16 protein-coding genes and 1 pseudogene are annotated in these 19345 nt (G+C 48.5%); 4 read left to right on the top strand and 13 right to left on the bottom strand.

Features of this window, described 5'->3' with window-relative positions; translation table 11 throughout:
* Positions 1–31: 31 nt before the first annotated feature.
* The 4 genes from JMI88_RS33005 to dnaB form a co-directional block, all read right to left on the bottom strand.
* Positions 32–628 carry a ClpP family protease gene (locus JMI88_RS33005; protein ID WP_236023176.1) on the bottom strand — a complete coding sequence of 199 codons (597 nt, stop codon included), beginning with the start codon at positions 626–628 and terminating at the stop codon, positions 32–34.
* A gap of 281 nt (positions 629–909) precedes the next feature.
* Positions 910–2568, bottom strand: a complete 1659-nt coding sequence (locus JMI88_RS33000) for an ATP-binding protein (RefSeq protein ID WP_201366285.1) — start codon at positions 2566–2568, stop codon at positions 910–912.
* Positions 2514–3266, bottom strand: a complete 753-nt coding sequence (locus tag JMI88_RS32995; protein WP_201366284.1) for a DnaD domain-containing protein — start codon at positions 3264–3266, stop codon at positions 2514–2516. The genes JMI88_RS33000 and JMI88_RS32995 overlap by 55 nt, the downstream gene beginning before the upstream one ends.
* 17 nt (positions 3267–3283) lie before the next feature.
* Positions 3284–4618, bottom strand: a complete 1335-nt coding sequence (gene dnaB / locus JMI88_RS32990; protein ID WP_201366283.1) for a replicative DNA helicase — start codon at positions 4616–4618, stop codon at positions 3284–3286.
* A gap of 832 nt (positions 4619–5450) precedes the next feature.
* Here dnaB and JMI88_RS39825 point away from each other — a divergent pair.
* The 3 genes from JMI88_RS39825 (at position 5451) to JMI88_RS32975 (ending at position 7792) form a co-directional block, all read left to right on the top strand.
* On the top strand, positions 5451–6389 hold the full coding sequence (locus JMI88_RS39825; protein ID WP_236023168.1) for a peptidylprolyl isomerase: 939 nt from the start codon (positions 5451–5453) through the stop codon (positions 6387–6389).
* 144 nt (positions 6390–6533) lie between these two features.
* Positions 6534–7046: a peptidylprolyl isomerase gene (locus JMI88_RS32980; RefSeq protein WP_308438875.1), complete on the top strand. Its 513-nt coding sequence runs from the start codon at positions 6534–6536 to the stop codon at positions 7044–7046.
* A gap of 269 nt (positions 7047–7315) precedes the next feature.
* On the top strand, positions 7316–7792 hold the full coding sequence (locus JMI88_RS32975) for a hypothetical protein (RefSeq protein WP_201366282.1): 477 nt from the start codon (positions 7316–7318) through the stop codon (positions 7790–7792).
* A gap of 33 nt (positions 7793–7825) precedes the next feature.
* Here the strand turns inward: JMI88_RS32975 and JMI88_RS32970 are convergent, their stop codons facing one another.
* The 5 genes from JMI88_RS32970 to JMI88_RS32950 all read right to left on the bottom strand — a co-directional run bounded on the left by JMI88_RS32970 (position 7826) and on the right by JMI88_RS32950 (position 13393).
* Positions 7826–8509, bottom strand: coding sequence for a YrzE family protein (locus JMI88_RS32970; RefSeq protein ID WP_201366281.1), 684 nt, complete (start codon positions 8507–8509; stop codon positions 7826–7828).
* 16 nt (positions 8510–8525) lie between these two features.
* Complete coding sequence (gene lepB / locus JMI88_RS32965) at positions 8526–9074, bottom strand: signal peptidase I (protein WP_201366280.1); 549 nt, start codon at positions 9072–9074, stop codon at positions 8526–8528.
* 284 nt (positions 9075–9358) lie between these two features.
* The gene (locus JMI88_RS32960; RefSeq protein ID WP_201366279.1) at positions 9359–11569 is read right to left on the bottom strand and encodes a glycosyltransferase; all 2211 of its coding nucleotides are present in this window, start codon (positions 11567–11569) and stop codon (positions 9359–9361) included.
* A gap of 16 nt (positions 11570–11585) precedes the next feature.
* Complete coding sequence (locus JMI88_RS32955) at positions 11586–12941, bottom strand: lipopolysaccharide biosynthesis protein (protein WP_201366278.1); 1356 nt, start codon at positions 12939–12941, stop codon at positions 11586–11588.
* Between the two features lie 89 nt (positions 12942–13030).
* On the bottom strand, positions 13031–13393 hold the full coding sequence (locus tag JMI88_RS32950) for a hypothetical protein (protein ID WP_201366277.1): 363 nt from the start codon (positions 13391–13393) through the stop codon (positions 13031–13033).
* A gap of 406 nt (positions 13394–13799) precedes the next feature.
* Between JMI88_RS32950 and JMI88_RS32945 the strand changes: the two genes are divergently transcribed.
* Positions 13800–14492 (top strand): hypothetical protein, encoded by a 693-nt coding sequence (locus tag JMI88_RS32945; RefSeq protein WP_201366276.1) that lies wholly within the window; start codon positions 13800–13802, stop codon positions 14490–14492.
* Positions 14493–14594: 102 nt separating this feature from the next.
* Here JMI88_RS32945 and JMI88_RS32940 read toward each other — a convergent pair whose 3' ends face one another.
* The 4 genes and pseudogenes from JMI88_RS32940 to JMI88_RS32925 all read right to left on the bottom strand — a co-directional run.
* Complete coding sequence (locus tag JMI88_RS32940) at positions 14595–15362, bottom strand: RNA polymerase sigma factor (RefSeq protein WP_201366275.1); 768 nt, start codon at positions 15360–15362, stop codon at positions 14595–14597.
* 529 nt (positions 15363–15891) lie between these two features.
* Positions 15892–17076, bottom strand: coding sequence for an AI-2E family transporter (locus JMI88_RS32935; RefSeq protein WP_201366274.1), 1185 nt, complete (start codon positions 17074–17076; stop codon positions 15892–15894).
* Positions 17077–17364: 288 nt separating this feature from the next.
* Positions 17365–18369 (bottom strand): tyrosine-type recombinase/integrase, encoded by a 1005-nt coding sequence (locus JMI88_RS32930; protein WP_201366273.1) that lies wholly within the window; start codon positions 18367–18369, stop codon positions 17365–17367.
* 191 nt (positions 18370–18560) lie between these two features.
* Positions 18561–19345 (bottom strand): annotated as a pseudogene (locus JMI88_RS32925) (hypothetical protein); the annotation flags it as partial.

The raw sequence follows: 19345 nt of genomic DNA, 5'->3' as shown, positions 1-19345 counted from the left end.
TCAATGATGCGTCTGCCTCAGAGAGGCAACCTTACTCCTTGGTAGAAGAAAGGATATCATCGACCAGCCCATACTCAACCGCCTGCTGTGCGGTCAGATAGTAGTTACGGTCGGAGTCTTGCAGAATACGCTCGGTTGTTTGACCGGTGTGATAAGCAAGGATCTCATACAGGCTACGGCGCAGACGTAAGATCTCACGAGCAGTGATTTCAATATCGGCCGCCTGACCTTCGGCACCACCGAGAGGCTGGTGAATCAGCATCGTCGAGTTGGGCAAGCAGAAGCGCTTCTCTTTAGCACCACCGGCCAGCAGGACAGCACCCATACTCATCGCCATGCCCATACACACAGTAGAGACATCCGGGCGTAACCACTGCATAGTGTCATAGATAGCCAGACCAGCATAAATGCTTCCGCCTGGGGAATTAATATACATATTGATGTCTTTAGTTGAATCTTCGCTTTGCAGGTAGAGCAACTGTCCGACAACACTATTGGCGACCATATCATCGATAGGTGTACCAATGAATACGATACGTTCTTTTAACAAGCGCGAAAAAAGATCCGAGCCATAGGTACCACGAGGTGTCGTCTCAATGACATTTGGGATAATACCCCTTGGCTCCATAAACTCACGAGTTTCTTTGATCCATTTTGGATCGCGCGGATCGTATTTGGTCATGTGCGCTCCTTCTTATCTATAACGGTCATTTCTCTTCACAATTAGAAATAAGCCGTTGGTAAAAAATGAATGTGCAGAGGAAACCCACAAATGGGGGACGTTTAACGTTATGATAGCACTTACAAGATGCGAGTGCAAGAAATGGCGGGTAAGAGTTGGGGCTTTTCAATACTAGAGTAGGAGGACGACCGTCCTCCTACTCTAGTATTGAAAAGCCCCAGGATATTTCAGCGTTTGCGCCCGTTGAGTGGCCGATGATCGCGCGCGCGATCCATGATGATCTCAGTGACCAGATAAGTATCGCGTAGGCGTGAGCGAATGCGCTCATCGATTCCCTGCAAGCCTTTGGGATTAGCGGTGATCACCGTCGGCATCGATAAATTATAGCGATAGTTGAGCAACTGGAAGAGCTTCTCGTTAGCCCAGGGCGAACTCTGCTGTGAACCCAGATCATCGAGCACCAGCAACTCGGCCTCGCGCATCTTTGAGAAGAGTTGATCATAGACTTCGGTGGCGGTAGGAGCGAAGGCTGCCCGCAAATGATCAAGCAAATCAGGAACCGCCTCAAACAGAACTACTGCACCATTATCCAGGCTCAGATTAGCGATCGCGGCCGCCAGATGCGTTTTACCACAGCCATTGGGTCCGACCAGCACCAGCCAACCCTCGGGATTCTTCGCAAAGTTAGTCGCCGCATCATAAGCCTCCTGCACACCCGGCGTATGGAGGCTGAAGGAGCGGAAACTCTGATGGCGAAAGGCATCCATATTTGACATGTCGCGCAACTGCAGGCGGCGTTTCTCTTTGCGCTCGGACTCCTTACACTCACAGGCAATGGGTTTCCCAAAGTTAGGATGTCCAAAGGGCACATCGGCCCGTAAAAAACCGGCGCCTTTACATCTAGGACAAATACTTCTATCCGGCACCATATTGGTAGCGGCAGGCTGCGCAACATCTTGTGGTGGCGGAGCCGTCTCTTGTCGCAACGGTCTAAGGTGGCGCGAAGAGGTTGAGAGTCCAGGACGTGACAGCGGACTGCGTTCTCTTGTCATACCCGAAACAGCATGCGGATTAAGCGGCTGCGTAATGCGCTGCGACGCAGGCAGTTCTTGCGAACGAGCCTGCTGGCTAGCAATGGCCGAAGCCAGGCGGCTATCATGCAGGTTACGCAGACCGCGTGCAGGCGGCTCTATATCAGACTGAGAACGTTGGCGATACGTTGGCGGTTGATAGGTGCTGGGAGCCGGCTCCTCATAGGCCTCCGCCTCCTCATCCTCATAAATATAATCACCGCCTTCCTGCTCCCAATCGCCATAGGTCAGTCCATTTTCTTCCCACTCCTCAACCACATCAGCGCGCGAATCAGGTGTATAGGTATCGGACGTATGCATAGGATGATAATCGCTGGTTGGCCGTGGTTGCAACGGCTGGATACGCTGTTGATCATGGTGTGGTTGTGGCTGATAGGTCGAGCCCGCATCGCTAACGTTCCTTCGTGAATATAACGATGGATAGGTTGGATGATCTGCACGCGAGATAGGTTCCGCGCGCGAGACAGGTTCCACATAAGAACGCCCATCGCCATTGCCTGCATCCTGATGAAAATTTGAATAATGCCGAGCCCGTGAAGGATAATTATGATTGGAATAAGAAGCGGGCTGAGATGGTGTTCCCGATGTATTATTATATTTTTGGCCAGAGCGAGACTGAGGTTCTGTATTAAAACGACGTGTCAAAGAACCCTGTGTGTGTGGCGTGCGTTGCTGTGCTCGTTGCTCGGAAAGAGGTTGACGCCGCCCGGTGCGATCGAATATTTCATTGAGGCGCTCCATTACTGCCTGCCTTCCGTTTTCCAGCGCCTGAGAATGGCGCGAATATAACTCCATTTACGTTTGTTTTGCTCGACAGCCTCACGAAAAGCTGCTTCAATCCAATCTCGAGGATACTGATCGGCTGCGTCTTTTAACTCATCCGCTATCATTGGTGATAATAAGCCAATATTTTGCTCATATAATACAAAAATATTTGGACGTTCCACCTCAACATGCATCGGGCGAATAGTATTATTGTAGCCTATAGAACTAGCATACACCCCTGCTCCAACGGCCATTTGATTGACCTGTTGTTCAGGCTGTTCATCGCGGGTGAGCAGATGGGCAGAAATCATTTCACCTCCCTGTAGTTCAGCGACGACCTTACGGCTGCGAGCGGTATTAAAAAAGTACCAGCCGATCAGAATATCCTCGTTTTCACCGGCCAGGTGTAGATGTACTTTAAGCAGCGTATTGCGAGCAACGGCTTGTTCCAGGCCCAGTCGTAAGCGTTCCTCGGATGGACGCGGATCGCCACGACGCTTCAAGCTACGCAGCAAGAGTCGATCATGTAACAGATCGCTCTCGCTAACGCAACGAGGATTACCACGCTGCTTTGCCAGCAGATAGAAGATATGCAGTGTTACTTTAAGTTCTGCGCTATCCTCTATATCGGGCAACAATTGTGTAAAAAAGACCTCTGGTATGGGCACAAAAGGGTTTTTGCCCGTAGGAAAACCCGCGAATCCAGAGGATTCGGTAAACGTTGACATCAAAAACCACCCCCAAATTATTCTTCTGCTGGTGGTGAAACTTCCAGATCACTAAAGCGGGTCTGGCTTGCCTGGAAATAAAGGCTGACTTCGCCGACGGGTCCATTACGATGTTTAGCTATGATAATATCGGCAATATTTTTACGTTCGCTATCGGGATTATATACATCGTCTCTATAAATAAACATAACAACGTCCGCATCCTGTTCGATCGATCCACTTTCGCGTAGGTCTGAAAGTTGCGGGACTTTGGATTGGCGGCTTTCGACGGCACGCGAGAGCTGAGCTAGAGCCATAACCGGAACATCCAGTTCACGGGCCAGACCTTTGAGATTACGACTGATCTCGGAAATTTCCTGCACACGATTATCATTGCGCTTGCCAGCCGATGATTGCATCAACTGGAGGTAGTCAACAATAATCATGTCGACGCCATGTTCAGCCTGTAGTCGCCGAGCCTTACTGCGCATCTCCATCGTCGAAATACCAGCCGTATCGTCCAGCCAGATACTGGCTTCGGCCAGGGTGCCCATAGCAAAAACGATACGCTCCCACTCGTCATCCTCGATCCAGCCGGTACGTAGACGCTGCTGATCGATTCCTGCATCCATCGACAACAAACGTTGCACCAGCTGCTCTTTACTCATTTCAAGGCTGAAGATGGCAATAGACTTTTTATGCTTGACGGCCGCATTATAAGCCAGACTCAAACAAAGACTGGTCTTACCGACCGCAGGTCGGGCGGCCAAAATAATTAGATCTGACTTCTGCAAGCCACCAGTCAGACGATCCAGATCTGTAAAGCCAGTAGGAACGCCCACAACGGTCCCACGACGTTCGTGAAGCTGATCCAGCTTGGCCATATAGTCACCGAGCAACTCGCTCAGCGAAGAAAAATCTGCGCGTGCATGGCGCTGGCTAATGCCAAAAATAAGTTTTTCTGCTTTATCCAGTGCAATAGCCGCATCGCCTTCCTCATAAGCGGTCGCCGCAATCTCGCCCGCCGCATGAATCAGGCGGCGCAAAATAGCGGTGCGCTCAACGATACGGCCATAATACTCAATGTTACCGCTGGTTGGCACCTGATTAATGAGCGAAGTAATATAGCTGGCGCCCCCCACCTCTTCCAACTTGTTTTTGCGTTCAAGTTCATCGCAAATAGTAATAAAGTCAGCGGCCTCGCGTTGTTCATAGAGCTGGATAATCGTTTCATAAATAGTACGATGAGCATCGCGATAAAAATCCTCGGCAGTCAAGAAATCAGCAACTTGCACGATCGCTTCCGGATCGATAATAATACTTCCGAGGACGCCACTCTCGGCCTCTATATTTTGCGGTAACAATTTTTCCACGTCTTCGACTCCAGCATCTACGTATCTTCACAAATTGAAACAAGTAATCAGAACACCACGCACAGGCAGCTTATGCTCACACGGCTGAATGTTTAAGCAGACGGCTGCAAACTAGAAAAAGCGGTCAGCAAAACCAGAGAAACTGACCTCTCCATATACATGGTATGAATAATTTTAGACTGCAGCAACAAGCATTATAGCATATACAAGAACATTTGATCTGATAAACAAACTGATGGTTTTTCCGTCATATCGAGACCTTTCCAATGCACTCTTCCATGCCATAAGCACAGCAAAACACAGGGTCATAAACCATATCCCTGGCTGCAGTGTTAGGTTAGTATCTGGTGATCTCGGTGTTCAAAGTGTAACGAATAATCCGAGTGAAATCAAATGACGCCAATGGGCATATTATGTGGATATGTGGATAAAATTTGCCTGATTTTGCACGGAAAAGCGACTTACACACGTGTTTTATGAACTTATCCACAAAGAACGGGGAGTTTTCCCCAGTTATCCACAGAGTTATCCACCAAAATTGTCGAAAGATGTGGATAAGTTCATATACATTGCAAGGAAGGAGGGGGGAATCATGGGCTAGCGAAAATATGGTCGAGCACCAGGCGGGCTACTATTTTCGCTATAATGGAGAATCAAAATGGAGCGATTAAAGAAGGACCTTCGACCATTTTTTTAGATACGCAAGTCCATTTGTGCGAATCTTCAGCATAGCGGGACTTGACCATAAAATACAGTAAGGTTTATTATAGACCAATAAATACGCGAGTCCGTGTCGGTCACGTAATGAAGAAGGAGCATTTAAAAACATCTCATGCCAAAGACAACTAAACGCGCCGAGAGCAGGCGTGCTGCCAAAATAGCGCGGGCACATTCTACCCACCTACCAGATCTGGGAAACAAAGGCCCAGAGCATCGACGTACTGATGCAGGTTACAAGGCCCCGGCTCGTGGAATTGCTCGGTATCCTTGGGCCTCTGTTATTATTTTATGTCTGGTGGTAGCTGGCATTTTTCTTGTTCTTTATGTTAACCACTATCCACCGTTTGCGCAGGCAAAGAATAGCACACCCGCCAAACCAGCGGTAACAGCCACGCCAGCCGCTACATCCACCGCTTCCACTGCTCCTGCAGCCACCGCGACCACTGCAGTGAAGAGCACAATAAATGATGCCGCATCGGTCTGCGCCAAACCAGCCATGGTCAGCGCGGTCACCAAGGCAGGAGCGCCAAGTGCGGACGGCATCAAAAAAATCAATCACAAATACAGCAGTGCGCAAAACGTAATTGACAACAATAAAATTTATTGTGCCGGCATCAACACCAATCGCGGACTCATCGTGCTAGAGCTCGATCCCAAGATTGCTCCCAAGACAGTCAACAACTTTGTCTTCCTGGCCCAGAATCACTTCTATGATGGACTTACCTTCCATCGCGTTGTCAAAGACTTTGTCGCCCAGGGTGGAGACCCAACCGGTACAGGCAGTGGTGGCCCCGGCTATCAATTCGCCGACGAACCAGTTCAGGGCTCATATACCGATGGCACCGTCGCCATGGCTAACTCGGGTCCTAACACTAACGGCAGCCAATTTTTCATCGATATCGCAGACAACTCGTCCAAGCTAGGAAAACAATACAACCTCTTTGGTCATGTCGTACAAGGGCTGAACGTCGCCAAATCGCTCACACTGGTTGAGAATGGCAGCGCGAAACCCGACACCATGAACTATGTCGTAGTCAAAGCCGCCTCCTGATAAGTTGAGCAAGAGCAACGCATACGCATAACTTGACAACATACAATAAAATGTTAAGGGCTTCCTATGAGTGTAGGGAGCCCTTAAACTGTAAGGGCAGCTTTATTGACGAGTCGCTCTTAAGTAATGGAAGGAGAAATATTCTTGGCTAAGCAATATAGTACTCCCCCAGCAATGCAAATCGATCCCAGCAAGAAATACACGGCGATTTTCCATACAGACAAAGGTGACATCACCATAGACCTGTTTGCTGCCGAGGCACCAAACACAGTTAACAACTTTGTCTTTCTTGCCCGAGACGGTTTTTACAACAACACCACTTTCCACCGTGTCATTGGTGGTTTCATGGCCCAGGGTGGTGATCCCGAGGGTTCCGGTCGTGGTGGCCCCGGCTACCGTTTTGACGACGAAAAGAGCGCCCTGCGCTTACGCCACGAAGGCCCTGGCATCTTATCAATGGCGAACGCGGGTCCCAACACCAATGGTTCTCAGTTCTTCATCACATACGATAGCCAGCCTCACCTGAATGGTAAGCATGCGGTTTTCGGCAAGGTTTCCAAGGGGCTGGATGTATTGCGTTCGTTGCGTGAGCGTGATCCAATGCGTGACCGCAATCCCGGCGATACGCTACATTTCATCGAAATCGTCGAAAGCTAAGAGCATTAATAATGCAAAAGTGCGCACACTCCCGACCGGGGGCGTGCGCACTTTTGCATTATTAATGTGAAAAATGTTCTGTGAGAAGACTGCGTATTGCCTGCAACTTACCACAAAAACAGGATACGGGCGCATCAATGCACGTCCGCTTGATTGTCTCACACGTATAGGAAGAGAGAACGAAGTATAGAGAGAGGTTGTAGGAAATCTATGGTGAATTGGGGAGAAGCAGCCTTTTATACTGTGAGCGTTGATGGGAGGTGTCATGTATGAGTACAAATAGAGTTGAGATTGTTCGGACTGTTATCACAGCCCTGCAAGGGAACGAGTTCGAAGTTGCCGCCGAGCGAATCAATGATAGCTTTACAATGACTGGATTTGCCTCTAAGGGCTTGAATAAGGCCCAGTTCCTTAGCCTGCAATATGAATTACTGGCGGCAATGCCAGATCTCTCTTATAACCTCGGTAACGTTGTACGTACGGAAGAAGCAAATACTGTACGCGCCTCAGTAACATTGACCGGAACCCATACGCGCGACCTATCACTGCCCCTATTCGGGCTAGAAAGTATTCCCGCCACCGGCGTCAGCGTAGTGCTGCCCCAAACAAACCTTATCTGTCACGTCGAGCATGGCCAGCTCAGCCGACTCGAATTCGAAAACATAACTGGAGGAGGTCTGGTAGGATTATTGCAGCAGCTTGGTTCAGAGATTCCGCTATTGCGCGATGAGATCAACAAACCTTAGGAATAACGGTGAGGTTACAGATGAGCAGAAACATCAACGCGCATTAGAGCTTATCAGAAACATCTGTTTGCTTAAAAAGCAGGGACAGAACCGCCCTGCTTTTTCCTGATTACTCTTCAACCGCAGCCTGCTCTTCAGCCGCAGCCTGCCTGGCCAGATAATAGGGATGCCTTTTGGTTGCCGTAAAGGCCCCCACAGGCCGATTAAAGCGTCCACAACAGCCCAGATCAGCGCAAACAGAAGTAGGGCAAAAATGCCCCCTAGCGGAGATGCAGCGACAGCTGTGCTGCTGATGTGTCCGGGATAATTTGGAATATATTGAACCAGCGAACTACCCAGATACGAGATAGCGCCAACCAGGGCACCGGCATAAAAGCCGTAGAGGCGGCGTACCGCTCGTTTACCAACCACAAAACCAGCCACAAAAGCCAGGATCAATGTCACCGTATAGGTAAGGCAGGTCAGGCCAGCTACATACTGGGCAGTCCCATAAGAAATCTTATCTCCCAGACGCGCCACATCCTGAAAAACTGATGCATTCAAGAGGGTAGTAGCAATCGAAATAAGGGCAGCCACCACGCCACCGACGCAGCCGACTCCCAAAGTTACCGCCAGGCCATTTGGCGGCAGAGAAGGAGGCTCAACATACTCTCTCTCATCAATATAGTCATCATTAGATGTAACGGAATCTGGATCGTGTTGCTCCGAGTTTGACATTATGCTATGTTTCCTCTTACTTTGGTGCTGGTATGTCCTTAAAGACATCCGGGTAGGTATTAATGAAATGTAGATTTTGAAGCGGCCAGAAGACAATAGATGCTTTGCCGACAATATAGTCTTTAGGCACAAATCCCCAGGAACGCGAGTCGTCACTAACGGGCCGATTATCTCCCATCACAAAATACTCACCGGCAGGTACTTTCCAGGTGCGACCTTCAGGATTACTGGGGGTACTGATATATGGCTCATTCAAAACCTTGCCATTCACCATAACATGTTCGCGATCAGTGGCTATTGTGTCTCCGGGCACACCAATGATGCGCTTAATAAAATCTTTTGTCGTATCCTGCGGCCAGTGGAAAACAATCACATCTCCACGAGCGGGTTCATGAAAGAGATAGGAGACTTTATTAACCATAACAAATTCGTTATTGACAAGTCCAGGTTCCATACTGGGTCCATCTACGCGATAGCTCTGAATTACAAAGCGAACAACCAGAAATATTAATAGCGTTAGCGCTAATATTTCGACTAACTCACGTATCCATTGTGAACGTTTCAACTCAAAACCTCTCTTATTTTTTGATTGGCCCAGATAATATCAGCGGCAGCCAGGTTATTGCCACTTTGCCTTGTTTTTTATATTGTTCCCATTATAGCTGATTACCATGCTGCTTTCACCCATACAAGCCTGTTTGGCAGAGTTTTTGCAATGAGCATGGGTGAGCTGTGAAGAGCAACCAGCGGCTAGAGATAGGAATAGACAAAATGGAAAGTAACTATATTGTTTATAGCATGTAATGAAGTCAAGCAAAGCTCATGGTTATATAGTACTAAGGCAAAAGCTTAGCTTTTTCTTTTGATCAGGCCAGAGAGAAGAGTTTTGTAGGTATCCAGGAGAAGCAAAGCATAATTTCTCCAGCCATATTGATGGTGAAGGACCGCCGCCTCTTTCTCAGTATGTTTGAACGCCCGTTTTGGTGCCAGCAACATAGCCTGGACTAATGAAGATTGGCTTCCAGATGTGTAGAGGATACCGCCATGGTGGGGGAGCAGGCCATGAAAGCGGGGGAGGTTAGGGGAGATAACGATGCATTCATAAGAATAAAAGAGCATGGCCAGTTCAGGCACACCTGCCCTCTTCACTGTAGTATAGGGCAATACCAGCGCGTTGGTGGCAGCTACATAGGTCGCAAGGTCGTCCGGCCGATATTCCAAAAACACATGGATAGCCGAATTTAACGCAGCACGCTTCAATATTTTGAATGACTGCTTTTTATCGACAGGTGTTCCCACCAGCAACAGTTGGGGATTAAACGAGGCCGTCTCCTCTGATTTCAGTAACTGGATACGTAATTTGCTAAAGGCCTCCATGCACTGAATAACCTCGCGCTCCGTATGCAAATAAGCCAGGCAGAGATACACATAATTGGCTTCAGATTGAATGCCCAATTGCTGCCGTACCGTAGCGATATCGCTTATCTGTGGTAATATCTCGCGCATACCCGGGTGAGCCAGATAGGTAGAGCGCGTCCACCAGGATTGTGTCTGATAGAACTGGTCCGCGTGACGGGTAAAAGTAAGCACAAGATGGCTGCAATCAAATATTTTATTCTCAAACGCACGCCTGGCAGCAGCTTGCAGACCATGCGCATTGTGCCAGTAGCCGCCCGCATCAGTACTGACGATCCCTATGCCCAGTCTACGAGCTAACCACAATTTGAAGAACAACTGCTGACGCTGCCACCAGTGCAAAGAAAGGGCGCCGGGCTGATAGAAATGGATGATACCCAGAGCAGTTTCCTGATAGGCCCGATGACGCCAGATCCAGGAGAAAGGAATACTTGCGATGCTGCTCGAGCACTGAATACCCTGTTTGTGCAAGGCCTGAATTGGCCAGACCGCATCTTGAGGTTGCGCCTGAACAAACAGAACACACGGTGTATGTAGCATGGCAGGTGCATGGTTACTTAGCATAAATTGCTGCTGGATGCGCCCCCAGCTATGTGCCTGGGCCATCGCGGCTATGAGCCGCTCGCTCGTAGGTTGGTGGGCCAGCGCCAGCAGTAAACGATGGGCAAAGAAAATCTGCAGCAGTATCTTTGTTTCTGGCCAGAGCGAGAGTAGCGTTTGCAAGAAAGAGCCACCCCCGGCATCTTGATCATGTTTTGCATCGGCATATTGAGCCAGAATTTCAGAACGTCCCTGCCAGTAAGCACGCCCCACCAGAAAAGGACGGCTCAGGCGTGCCCGGGACACGCGATGTAGAACCAGGGCCGCCGGTTCATACCAGAGTGTATAGTGCTGCTGACGTAGCCGCCGGCACAGATCCGCCGTCTCCATATTGACAGGATTATTCAGCCGTTTGGTTAAAAATGGCGAGAAGCCACCAACCTGTTGCAGGGCCGTACGTTTAATAGAGAAACAACTATTACTAAAGCTCAGCGTATCTGGCAAACGAGTGCGTGAGCGAAACGGCATATAATAGCCAACGACCTCCAGCAGATCGTTGGTAAGCCAGTAAGGCCGTGGAGATTCCCAATAGAGGTCTACACGTCCCCCAATGGCATCGGCCTGAGTTTCCTCATAAGCACTCCAGAGCTGCTCCAAAAAATACTGATCGACCAGCACATCATCATCGAGAAAGACGATGACCTCGCCACAAGCCGCCGCTAACGCCGTATTGCGCGCATACGCCAGGCCATTGCGCTTTTCCAGCAGGCACTGCACGCTCCACTGCTCCTCAAACGAACGGCGGTGTAGCGCATCCGTACTGAGGTACGTTTGAACGGCATTAAATGTACCATCAACCGACCCATTATCAACCACAATGACTTCAAAATACTTAAATGGCAGTGATTGCCGACGCAGGCTAGCCAGTAACGACAGCATCATATTGCGACGATTATAAGTGCAGATCACCACACTAAAGCGAGGTGGTTTAAGCATATGCTGTCCAGTTTGAGACTGCTCCTTAGAACTGGCCCGAAAAGCTCCTGTTGACCTGGTACGTATAGAGATATGGGCGGAATGCGCTAAAGGATGGTGGATAGTCATACTCTCTCCTCTTTGATCAGAGCAAGGTATTATGTCGCAGCAGTAATTTTTTGCAGAGCAGAATAGAGATCAATGCAGAAATAATCTGTGCCAGCGCGCTGGCGAGCGCCGCTCCTGTCATCCCAAAAAAAATTATCAGCGGAATGGCCAGCAGAATTTTGAGGGCTGCCACTCCGATATTGAACTCACGCTGAACATGTTGCAAGTGGCGAGAATCGTATTGTTCATGGCTAGCCATATGGGTAAGCCCGACAGTGGCTATGCTGCCAAAGACAGCCGCAATCAACAAAATGCGCAATGGTTTAACCATTTGAAGGTAGGCGCTACCCAGGCAAGCGGATACCATAGCCGGGCTGAGCAGGATCAGCAAGGTGCAGATCGGAACCGCCAGAAAAATGATATAGCATGATGTGCGCACAAAAGCATCATATTGATTGAGATAGCGATGGCGGGGCAAATAGCGTACAAATAGAGGAAATATCCATTGGGAAAAGAGCGAAGGGGCCAGCCCAATAATCCTGGTACTGATGATCGCGCTCAAAGCATAAAATCCCAGCTCTTCTGGATGATACCAGCACGCCAGCAACAGCAACTCACTTCTCTGCCAGACAATCGCATCCAGCGCGAAATGAAAGCGCGATTGGTGCATATTACGCGCCAGCCGCTCGCGCAAAAAAATACCCGGGGCCAATGCCTGGTCCAGGGGCAGCAAATGCATCACACAAACGACAGCCAGAACCAGAGTAATAGTGTTCGACAGCGCAAACGCCAGGATAAAAGCCTCAACTGGTTCGCCATTTACCTGGGTTGAAATAATAATAAAGAGCAATGTCAACAAATTGCCGAAAAGATGCAACATTGTCAGCAAATCAGAGCGCCGCAGGCTCCTCAAAGTGATACCTGCCACACTACTCAAGAGCAAAGGGAGAGTAGCCAGACTAGAGAGCAACAACAATCCCGGTGTAAAGTCATGGAAGATATGCGTCAAAGCAAATGAGAGCACCACATAGACCAGGCAATAGAGCAGAATGCTTCGATGCTGGCGATACCATAAAAAGTAAAAAATGCCCGCCATTAAACGTGGAGATTCGCGACTCTGAGTAGCAGCAATTTGTCGACTGGAGAGCGTTGACATCCCAGTACCAATCACCGGAATCGTCACCGTTGCCAACCACTGTGTGAAAAGATAGCTACCGAACAAACGAGGCCCCAATGCGTGGGCAATGATCATATAAATAATAATATTAATTAAAGTAGAGCCAGTGAGGATAACATTTTGCCAGATACGAGAATTATGCAGATTCGTCGTAGATGCCTGTTGTCCAATATTTGTACGCGATTGTGCCAATGACGTATCCCTTCCACCCACCATATATATGCTTCCTTATGTCGCAACTCCTTGCAGATACAGAAAGATATAGTTTTTCCCGGCCCGCTACTCTTTACCAACAGATGTACTCTTTATAATATAAAAGATTCCGCCTCCATATCCAGGAAGGCCACAAAATCCTGATCTATGTGTGGACCGGAGGCCACAAAATCCTCGTTCACTGGTTGTGAGTCCGCTTCTGTTGACTCCGCCACTGTATCAGCCTTCTGGATTGTCTCTTCACCGCCTTCTATAGTCTGGCGTGCTACCATCTGCTGCGCAACGGTGACCAGTGTACCCGGGGTTGAAAATAGCAGTCCTGGCGTATGATCATGCAAAGCCACTAAAGAAGATTGTTGACTCGACTTAAGAAATACATCGCCCCCCGGAATCATAGCTGCTTCGGGCATCAAAGGTGCCAGCCAGGTAATTGTCCAATCTGTTTCTGTCATCATAAAAATCATGCGCAGACCCTACCTGCAGACAGGAGAGGGAGCGCGCCTCCTTTCGTCGACTGAGCATATGTGGTCCATCGCGGGCGACCATTTCCGGGTAGATAACTTTTACACCTCTTTTACCCAGAAAGCTTACAAACGGTTATAATTGTACCATAATGCATCAAATTATGCCGTATGTCCATGAATTTATGGTACTGGTGTGGTTATGAACACGTTGATATTAGATGAGTATTGTTAAGAATTGAAGAAAAAAGATATGAAAAAATTCTCTACCTGTATTATTAGCTTTTAACCTAATTGCAACCGTGATCATGAGTATGGCTGACCAGGCTGATCTGTATGATGTTAGCATATATCTGATTTTCACTGCATAATTTTGTATCGTTATAGTAGAGGGGACAGGATGGTGGAGAAGGTCGGCGAGGCTGATCTCGCGTATATACAAAAAAATTGCACGGCATTGATCTATATTCAAACAGAGAATCAGTCTCAACACGTGCTGCAGCGTGCTGCACAGGGAATCCGACGCATTATTCGGTGCAATGATAGCATCATTCTACTTGAAGCCATGCACAGCTGTGCCATACTCTTACCTATGACCCCTTTAGAGGGAGCGCAAGCAGTAGCGCAGCGTATTTCAGCTTTATTAGTCCATCTGCAGGTTGATGTCCAAATCGTTTATGCAGAGGCGGCCCAGGCTCTCATACAGCGCATTCGAGATGATTGGGAGGTAGCGCAGGCGGTTATGATCGAAGCCAGCCAGCTAGAAACAGCAGAGAAGAATAATACACCAGGGATCAATAGCAACACATGCCTGGGATACCAATCCGAACCATGGCCATACCTGGCTTTTTTAAACCGCTACCCAACGAAACGCCTACTACAGCTATTTCCATATGAATTAGCCTGTCGTTATCGTTGTGTACCAATTGGAACTGAGCGGGGAATTCTCACGCTGGCAACGCAGCAGCGATTAGAAGCGGATATAGTAGGGCTTTTACGGAAGGCTGTGAGGCGCAATATTTTTCAAGTACACTGTGAAATTAGTATAATCGAGGATATTTTACAATACTGGCAGAGAACATGTATGCGCTAAAGAAAAACGAAGGGGCAATTATAGACATCGCGCCGGCAAGGAAAATAAAATGCGCGATGTAAATCGCCCCTGATCTGTTTATCCATTGTATTTTCACCATCCTTACGCTGCAGAAGTTACGAAGCCGGGTATGCGTCGTGCTGAGTCTGCCTCATCCTCCATATTAGAAGAGCGTAAGATGCGGCGCAGGTTTGTCAAAGCCGCCTGAATACGTTTCTTAAGAGTATTTTCAGACGTTTGCAATGTCTGCGACATTTCGGGAAGCGTCATGCTATTATAGTAGTGCAATACAATCACCACACGTTGCTTCAACGGCAAGCTTTCGATTGCTCGTGCCAGATCCCAATCTCTCTCCATGCGGCCTTTGTGATCATCCGCAGCCTGAGCAATCAAATCGGCTTCTTGTTCTGATAAAGCCTGACGCATAAAAGCACTGGTACGGGCCAGGCGCCGCTTGAAGCTAATACACTGATTGACAACAATACGCATGAGCCATGGACGGAGAGCACCAGCTTTACGCAGATCAGCCAGATGATGCCAGGCCTGAATAAGTGCATCCTGAACCACATCTTCTGCAATATCGCGATCGCCAACGATCATAGAAGCCGTGCGCAACATAAGTGTACTATACTGATCAACAATTTCGCCAAAAGCCTCATGATCGCCCAGGATAGCGCGAGTCACCAATGCTTCCTGCTTCAGGAGTTCGGATTTGTCCAGTGGATCCTCAACATCCTCAGCATCGCTGGTATCCTCAGCATCCTGATTGTCAGCCTCATTTTCATCATTTTCCACGGTGGCCAATTCGGGCACCTCATCCATCACCAAAATTGTCTCTTGAATTTCGAGCTGGGCTGGGGCAGTGCTCATGTGAATTTATCCTCCTGTAGAGATTATTGTGCAAACCATATACAGAAATATAACATAAGGTATACATGTGAACAAGGTGTGCATGCTCACTAATTTTTACATGTGTCGCTCTATTCAAATCTACAAAACAGAACCTGATACGAGCAGTTTGGCAAGCAAATTAGTAGGAGGTAACAATGCCGCCGCCCACAATTTTAACAAGCGCTAAAGTGGCTTTAGAAGTCAGTTAAAGCAATTGTTTGTGCCTTGATTTTGTAATCCAGGAGAGTTAACGCGCCAGTGTTTTTCGCAATAGCCAGCTCATCTATTGACCTGTGGCAGCTAGTAGATAGGACAGAATCAGGAAGGAAGGATGAGAAGGTGGATATATAGCAATGCTTACTCTAGAGTAAGCATTGCTAATATAGAACGGCTTTTAGGGCTATCTCAACCATATCTGAGATATGTTATCACAGCCATTTCAATGATACATAACGGCGGAAAAAACAGAGCAATACTAAGTCCAAAGTATGTACAAAGATTGTGCAATTTATCTGGCAGGTTGCTCAATATCTTCTGTGGGATGAGCGTCAATCTCAGTTGCTACGTCTGCCACCTCATCTTCAAGTTGCTCCTCTTCGGTCTGAAATTGTTCAGGATGAGACTGACGCCACTCGGTCCAGAACGTAATAATCAGCGCTTGAATAATGCCAGCGAGCGGAGAAGCAAAAAGCGCTCCCCAGACACCAAAGAGTTCGCCACCAGCGATCAATGCAAAGAGAGACACAACAGGATGCAGGCCAATAGCCTTACCAACGATGCGTGGACCAACTAATTCACCTTCAATAACATGGATGACAATAAAGTAAACCAACACCCCCATAGCAATGATCCAGCCTTGCGTCAAAGCTAGCAGGACGCACACCGCGCCAGAAACCAGCGTTCCCAGGACCGGTACAAAAGCCATCGCAAAGGCGAGCACACCCAGCAGAACGGAATAAGGTACATGCAGGAGTAGCATACCAATCCATACCAGTATCCCGATCAAGGCAGCCAGCGTCACCTGTCCACGAATGTAGCCACCGACAACGCGTTGTAGTGTATCCAGAAAGAAACTGGCCCGTGTCGCTGTTGGAGTATTGTTGCGGGCCCATTTTGCAACCCGTGAACCATCAATTAAGAGATAGATGCTCAGTACCGCGACCACAATAATGTCAATGGCAAAATCCAGAACACTTTGTAGTAATGGAAGCGCCTGCTTAGAAAACTCGCCAATATACGTAGTCAACTGGCGGCGCGCTTCAGCAATCTGATCGGCCGAAATGCCATAGTGAATTAGCGTCTGCTCCAGGGGCGTAGTATGTCCCTTCTGAGGGGAGAGCAGATCCATCAACTCCCTTGAAAGCGAACCGGCCTGATGGATAGTCGTCGCAATCGCAAAGTAAGTGAAGGTGCTGATGGCACCAAGTACGACCAGATAGACAATGGCGATAGCCGCAAAGCGCGGCATAATGCGCTCAAGAAGTTTGACAGCTGGCGCGATAGCATAGGCCAGGATGGCAGCAATAATGAGCAATAGCAAAGCACGCGCAATATGGCTGGCTCCCCATAGAATTACGGCAGCCAGAGCGATCCAGGCGAGGAGCGCCAGAGGAATATAGAGACGCCGAGCCCACTTAGCAGCCTGCACATCCGATTTTTTTGTTTCTGGAAGAAGCCGGGTTTCTCTTGCCACAGTATACACCTCAATTTCATCTCAGTTATTATTACTAAGCATTATGCTACATAAACGCATTGCTGCCAGAAAATTAACGAGAAGAAAAAGGTGGGGAGATAAAAAAAACAAAAAAAGAGGTAGTTATTCACTACCTCTGCTGGCTGGGGTACAGGGATTCGAACCCCAATTAACTGATCCAGAGTAAGTAGCTTTCAGATACCCCATAAATCGGCTTCTCAAGCTGGTTCACAACACTAGAGACAACTGCCTTTTTGCGTAGTCAGCAGTCTCAAAAATGCACTATTTTTAGTCTGCATTCCAGTATCCATCATCAATATTTTCCTCCTCATCCTGATCTTTTGCCCGGAGTGGAGAATACATTTCATGGGACTTTTTCAGGTGCTCCACAGTCAGCGATGCATATTCATTCGTCATCGACAAAGTGGTATGTCCCATCTGACGTTGAACATCCAAAGGACTGCGGCCCAGGCGCAGCTGGGTCGTCGCCATATACCGCCTACAATTATGCGGAGATACCCGCTTCCCATCAATACCCGTTCTCGTCTTTAGTCGCTTAAAAAGAGACTCAATACCACCATAACTGAGAGCACCGCCCTCACTATTCAAGAAGACAGAATCATCTTTATGAGCGACATCACTTTGAGCCAGGAAGGGACGATGCTTAGTCAGGTAGACATGGAGCGGTTTAAAGCCATCCCTCGACACCGGAACCTGTTGCCACTTGTTCCCCTTGCGATGCACCAGGAGCACATAGGCGTTTTTATCAATATCCCGCAACCTCAAACCCGCCAATTCTTTCAGGCGTATCCCGGTATCGAGGAACAGACTGACAATAGCCCGGTTTCTAGCGGTCAATGCCTTACGCAGCGACGGTTTAGTCTCGTCTCCCTCTTCGCATGCCGCTAGAAGCTTCTCAACGTCATCTGTGTTAAATGTAGGAATAAATTTCTTTTCGAACTTCGGCAGTTTGAAACGCGTGCTAATTGGCTTGTCAATCATTTCCTCTTGTTCGATCCAGTGGCAGAATACAAGGAGAGCTTTGCCATAACTGTGTATAGTCCGATCACTGAGAGGCTGTTTTGTTCGTTCCGAAGGATGTTTTTTCAGATGAGCTATCCAGCCTCGCAGATGATCCAGGCGCAGATCATCAAGATCCTCGATACCATGATTGGCTTCCAGCCAGCCAACAAAGTAGCGTAGCCGCTCATCATACGTTCTTATGCCCTTTGCTGTGCAGTTGTCTAATTCACGGGACTCAATAAACAGTTTTATTGCTTCTCGTATGAGCATAAAGTTACCTCTGTACATGTACTAGATTTTAATCGTGCTACAAGCTATACTAAAGGGGTAACCATTGTGACTTCCCAGGACAGCTTCGTGTAATAGCCGTGTGTGAAAAGAAGCTCCAGTAGGTTAGGTTCGAGTCCTAGCCGGCCTAGATACGATGCCATCCTGGGAAGCATTCCTAACGGTTGGTTTTGCTACTGAATATCCTCAGAGTTATAAATCTGCTGTTTCCTCCGAACTTCTGCCAGGAAATCACGGCCTTTTTCATCCAGGTATTCTTGACCATGATCATAGAGCCATTGGAAGGTCAAAGACATATCAGCGCCAGGCGCAGCATATTCACCGCCGAGCCAGGCCGACAACGTTGATGTATAGCCAATAATCCCGGCCAGGCCACGCTCAAGATTTTTCTCACGTATGCGCCGACGAACCACCGGACCCAGGTCAGGCTCAGATGGTTCAGAAAACGCCGACTGAAGAACTACCCAGGCCGGATGTGTCGGCCAGCGAGAGCGGTTACTATCTTCTGTTGGCATCACATAGCGCAGCCAGCCGTCAGCATCACCATCAGCGTCACCATCGGCCCGGCCAGCTGCATACGACCACAGCGAAGGGAAATGATTGAGGAGATCATAAGCACCCTCGATAGGCACCGCCAGGTTATGCAGAAATGAGCGCGTGATATGAAACTCATTGCGCCAGACAGGAGAGGAGCCGTCCCACTTCCCACCATAGGGACCGACTGTCCCTTTCTTCCAGAGATCGTACATCCAGGTTTTATGCGACTTCTGGACAATTTCTAATGTCTTGTTATAAATACGGCAGGAGATCGGCGAGGCACCGGAGCTAAAGCGCATATAGGAGGGTATGCGGCTATCCAGGTTCACGGTATCAGGCCCGTACACGGTTGACTGTTTACGCGCACGTGTCACAAAATCCTGTTGATAGTTTGCCAACGCGAAGTCATAGCCCGTCACGT

Source organism: Dictyobacter formicarum (assembly GCF_016587435.1).
Note: the sequence above shows the minus strand (reverse complement) of the source record. Positions and strands in the feature narration are given on the sequence as shown.

Coding starts and splice junctions, on each gene's coding strand:
- JMI88_RS33005 (WP_236023176.1), bottom strand. CDS start 628: ATGGAGCCAAGGGGTATTATCCCAAATGTCATTGAGACGACACCTCGT.
- JMI88_RS33000 (WP_201366285.1), bottom strand. CDS start 2,568: ATGGAGTTATATTCGCGCCATTCTCAGGCGCTGGAAAACGGAAGGCAG.
- JMI88_RS32995 (WP_201366284.1), bottom strand. CDS start 3,266: ATGTCAACGTTTACCGAATCCTCTGGATTCGCGGGTTTTCCTACGGGC.
- JMI88_RS39825 (WP_236023168.1), top strand. CDS start 5,451: ATGCCAAAGACAACTAAACGCGCCGAGAGCAGGCGTGCTGCCAAAATA.
- JMI88_RS32975 (WP_201366282.1), top strand. CDS start 7,316: ATGAGTACAAATAGAGTTGAGATTGTTCGGACTGTTATCACAGCCCTG.
- JMI88_RS32970 (WP_201366281.1), bottom strand. CDS start 8,509: ATGTCAAACTCGGAGCAACACGATCCAGATTCCGTTACATCTAATGAT.
- JMI88_RS32960 (WP_201366279.1), bottom strand. CDS start 11,569: ATGACTATCCACCATCCTTTAGCGCATTCCGCCCATATCTCTATACGT.
- JMI88_RS32955 (WP_201366278.1), bottom strand. CDS start 12,941: ATGGTGGGTGGAAGGGATACGTCATTGGCACAATCGCGTACAAATATT.
- JMI88_RS32950 (WP_201366277.1), bottom strand. CDS start 13,393: ATGATGACAGAAACAGATTGGACAATTACCTGGCTGGCACCTTTGATG.
- JMI88_RS32945 (WP_201366276.1), top strand. CDS start 13,800: ATGGTGGAGAAGGTCGGCGAGGCTGATCTCGCGTATATACAAAAAAAT.
- JMI88_RS32940 (WP_201366275.1), bottom strand. CDS start 15,362: ATGAGCACTGCCCCAGCCCAGCTCGAAATTCAAGAGACAATTTTGGTG.
- JMI88_RS32930 (WP_201366273.1), bottom strand. CDS start 18,369: ATGCTCATACGAGAAGCAATAAAACTGTTTATTGAGTCCCGTGAATTA.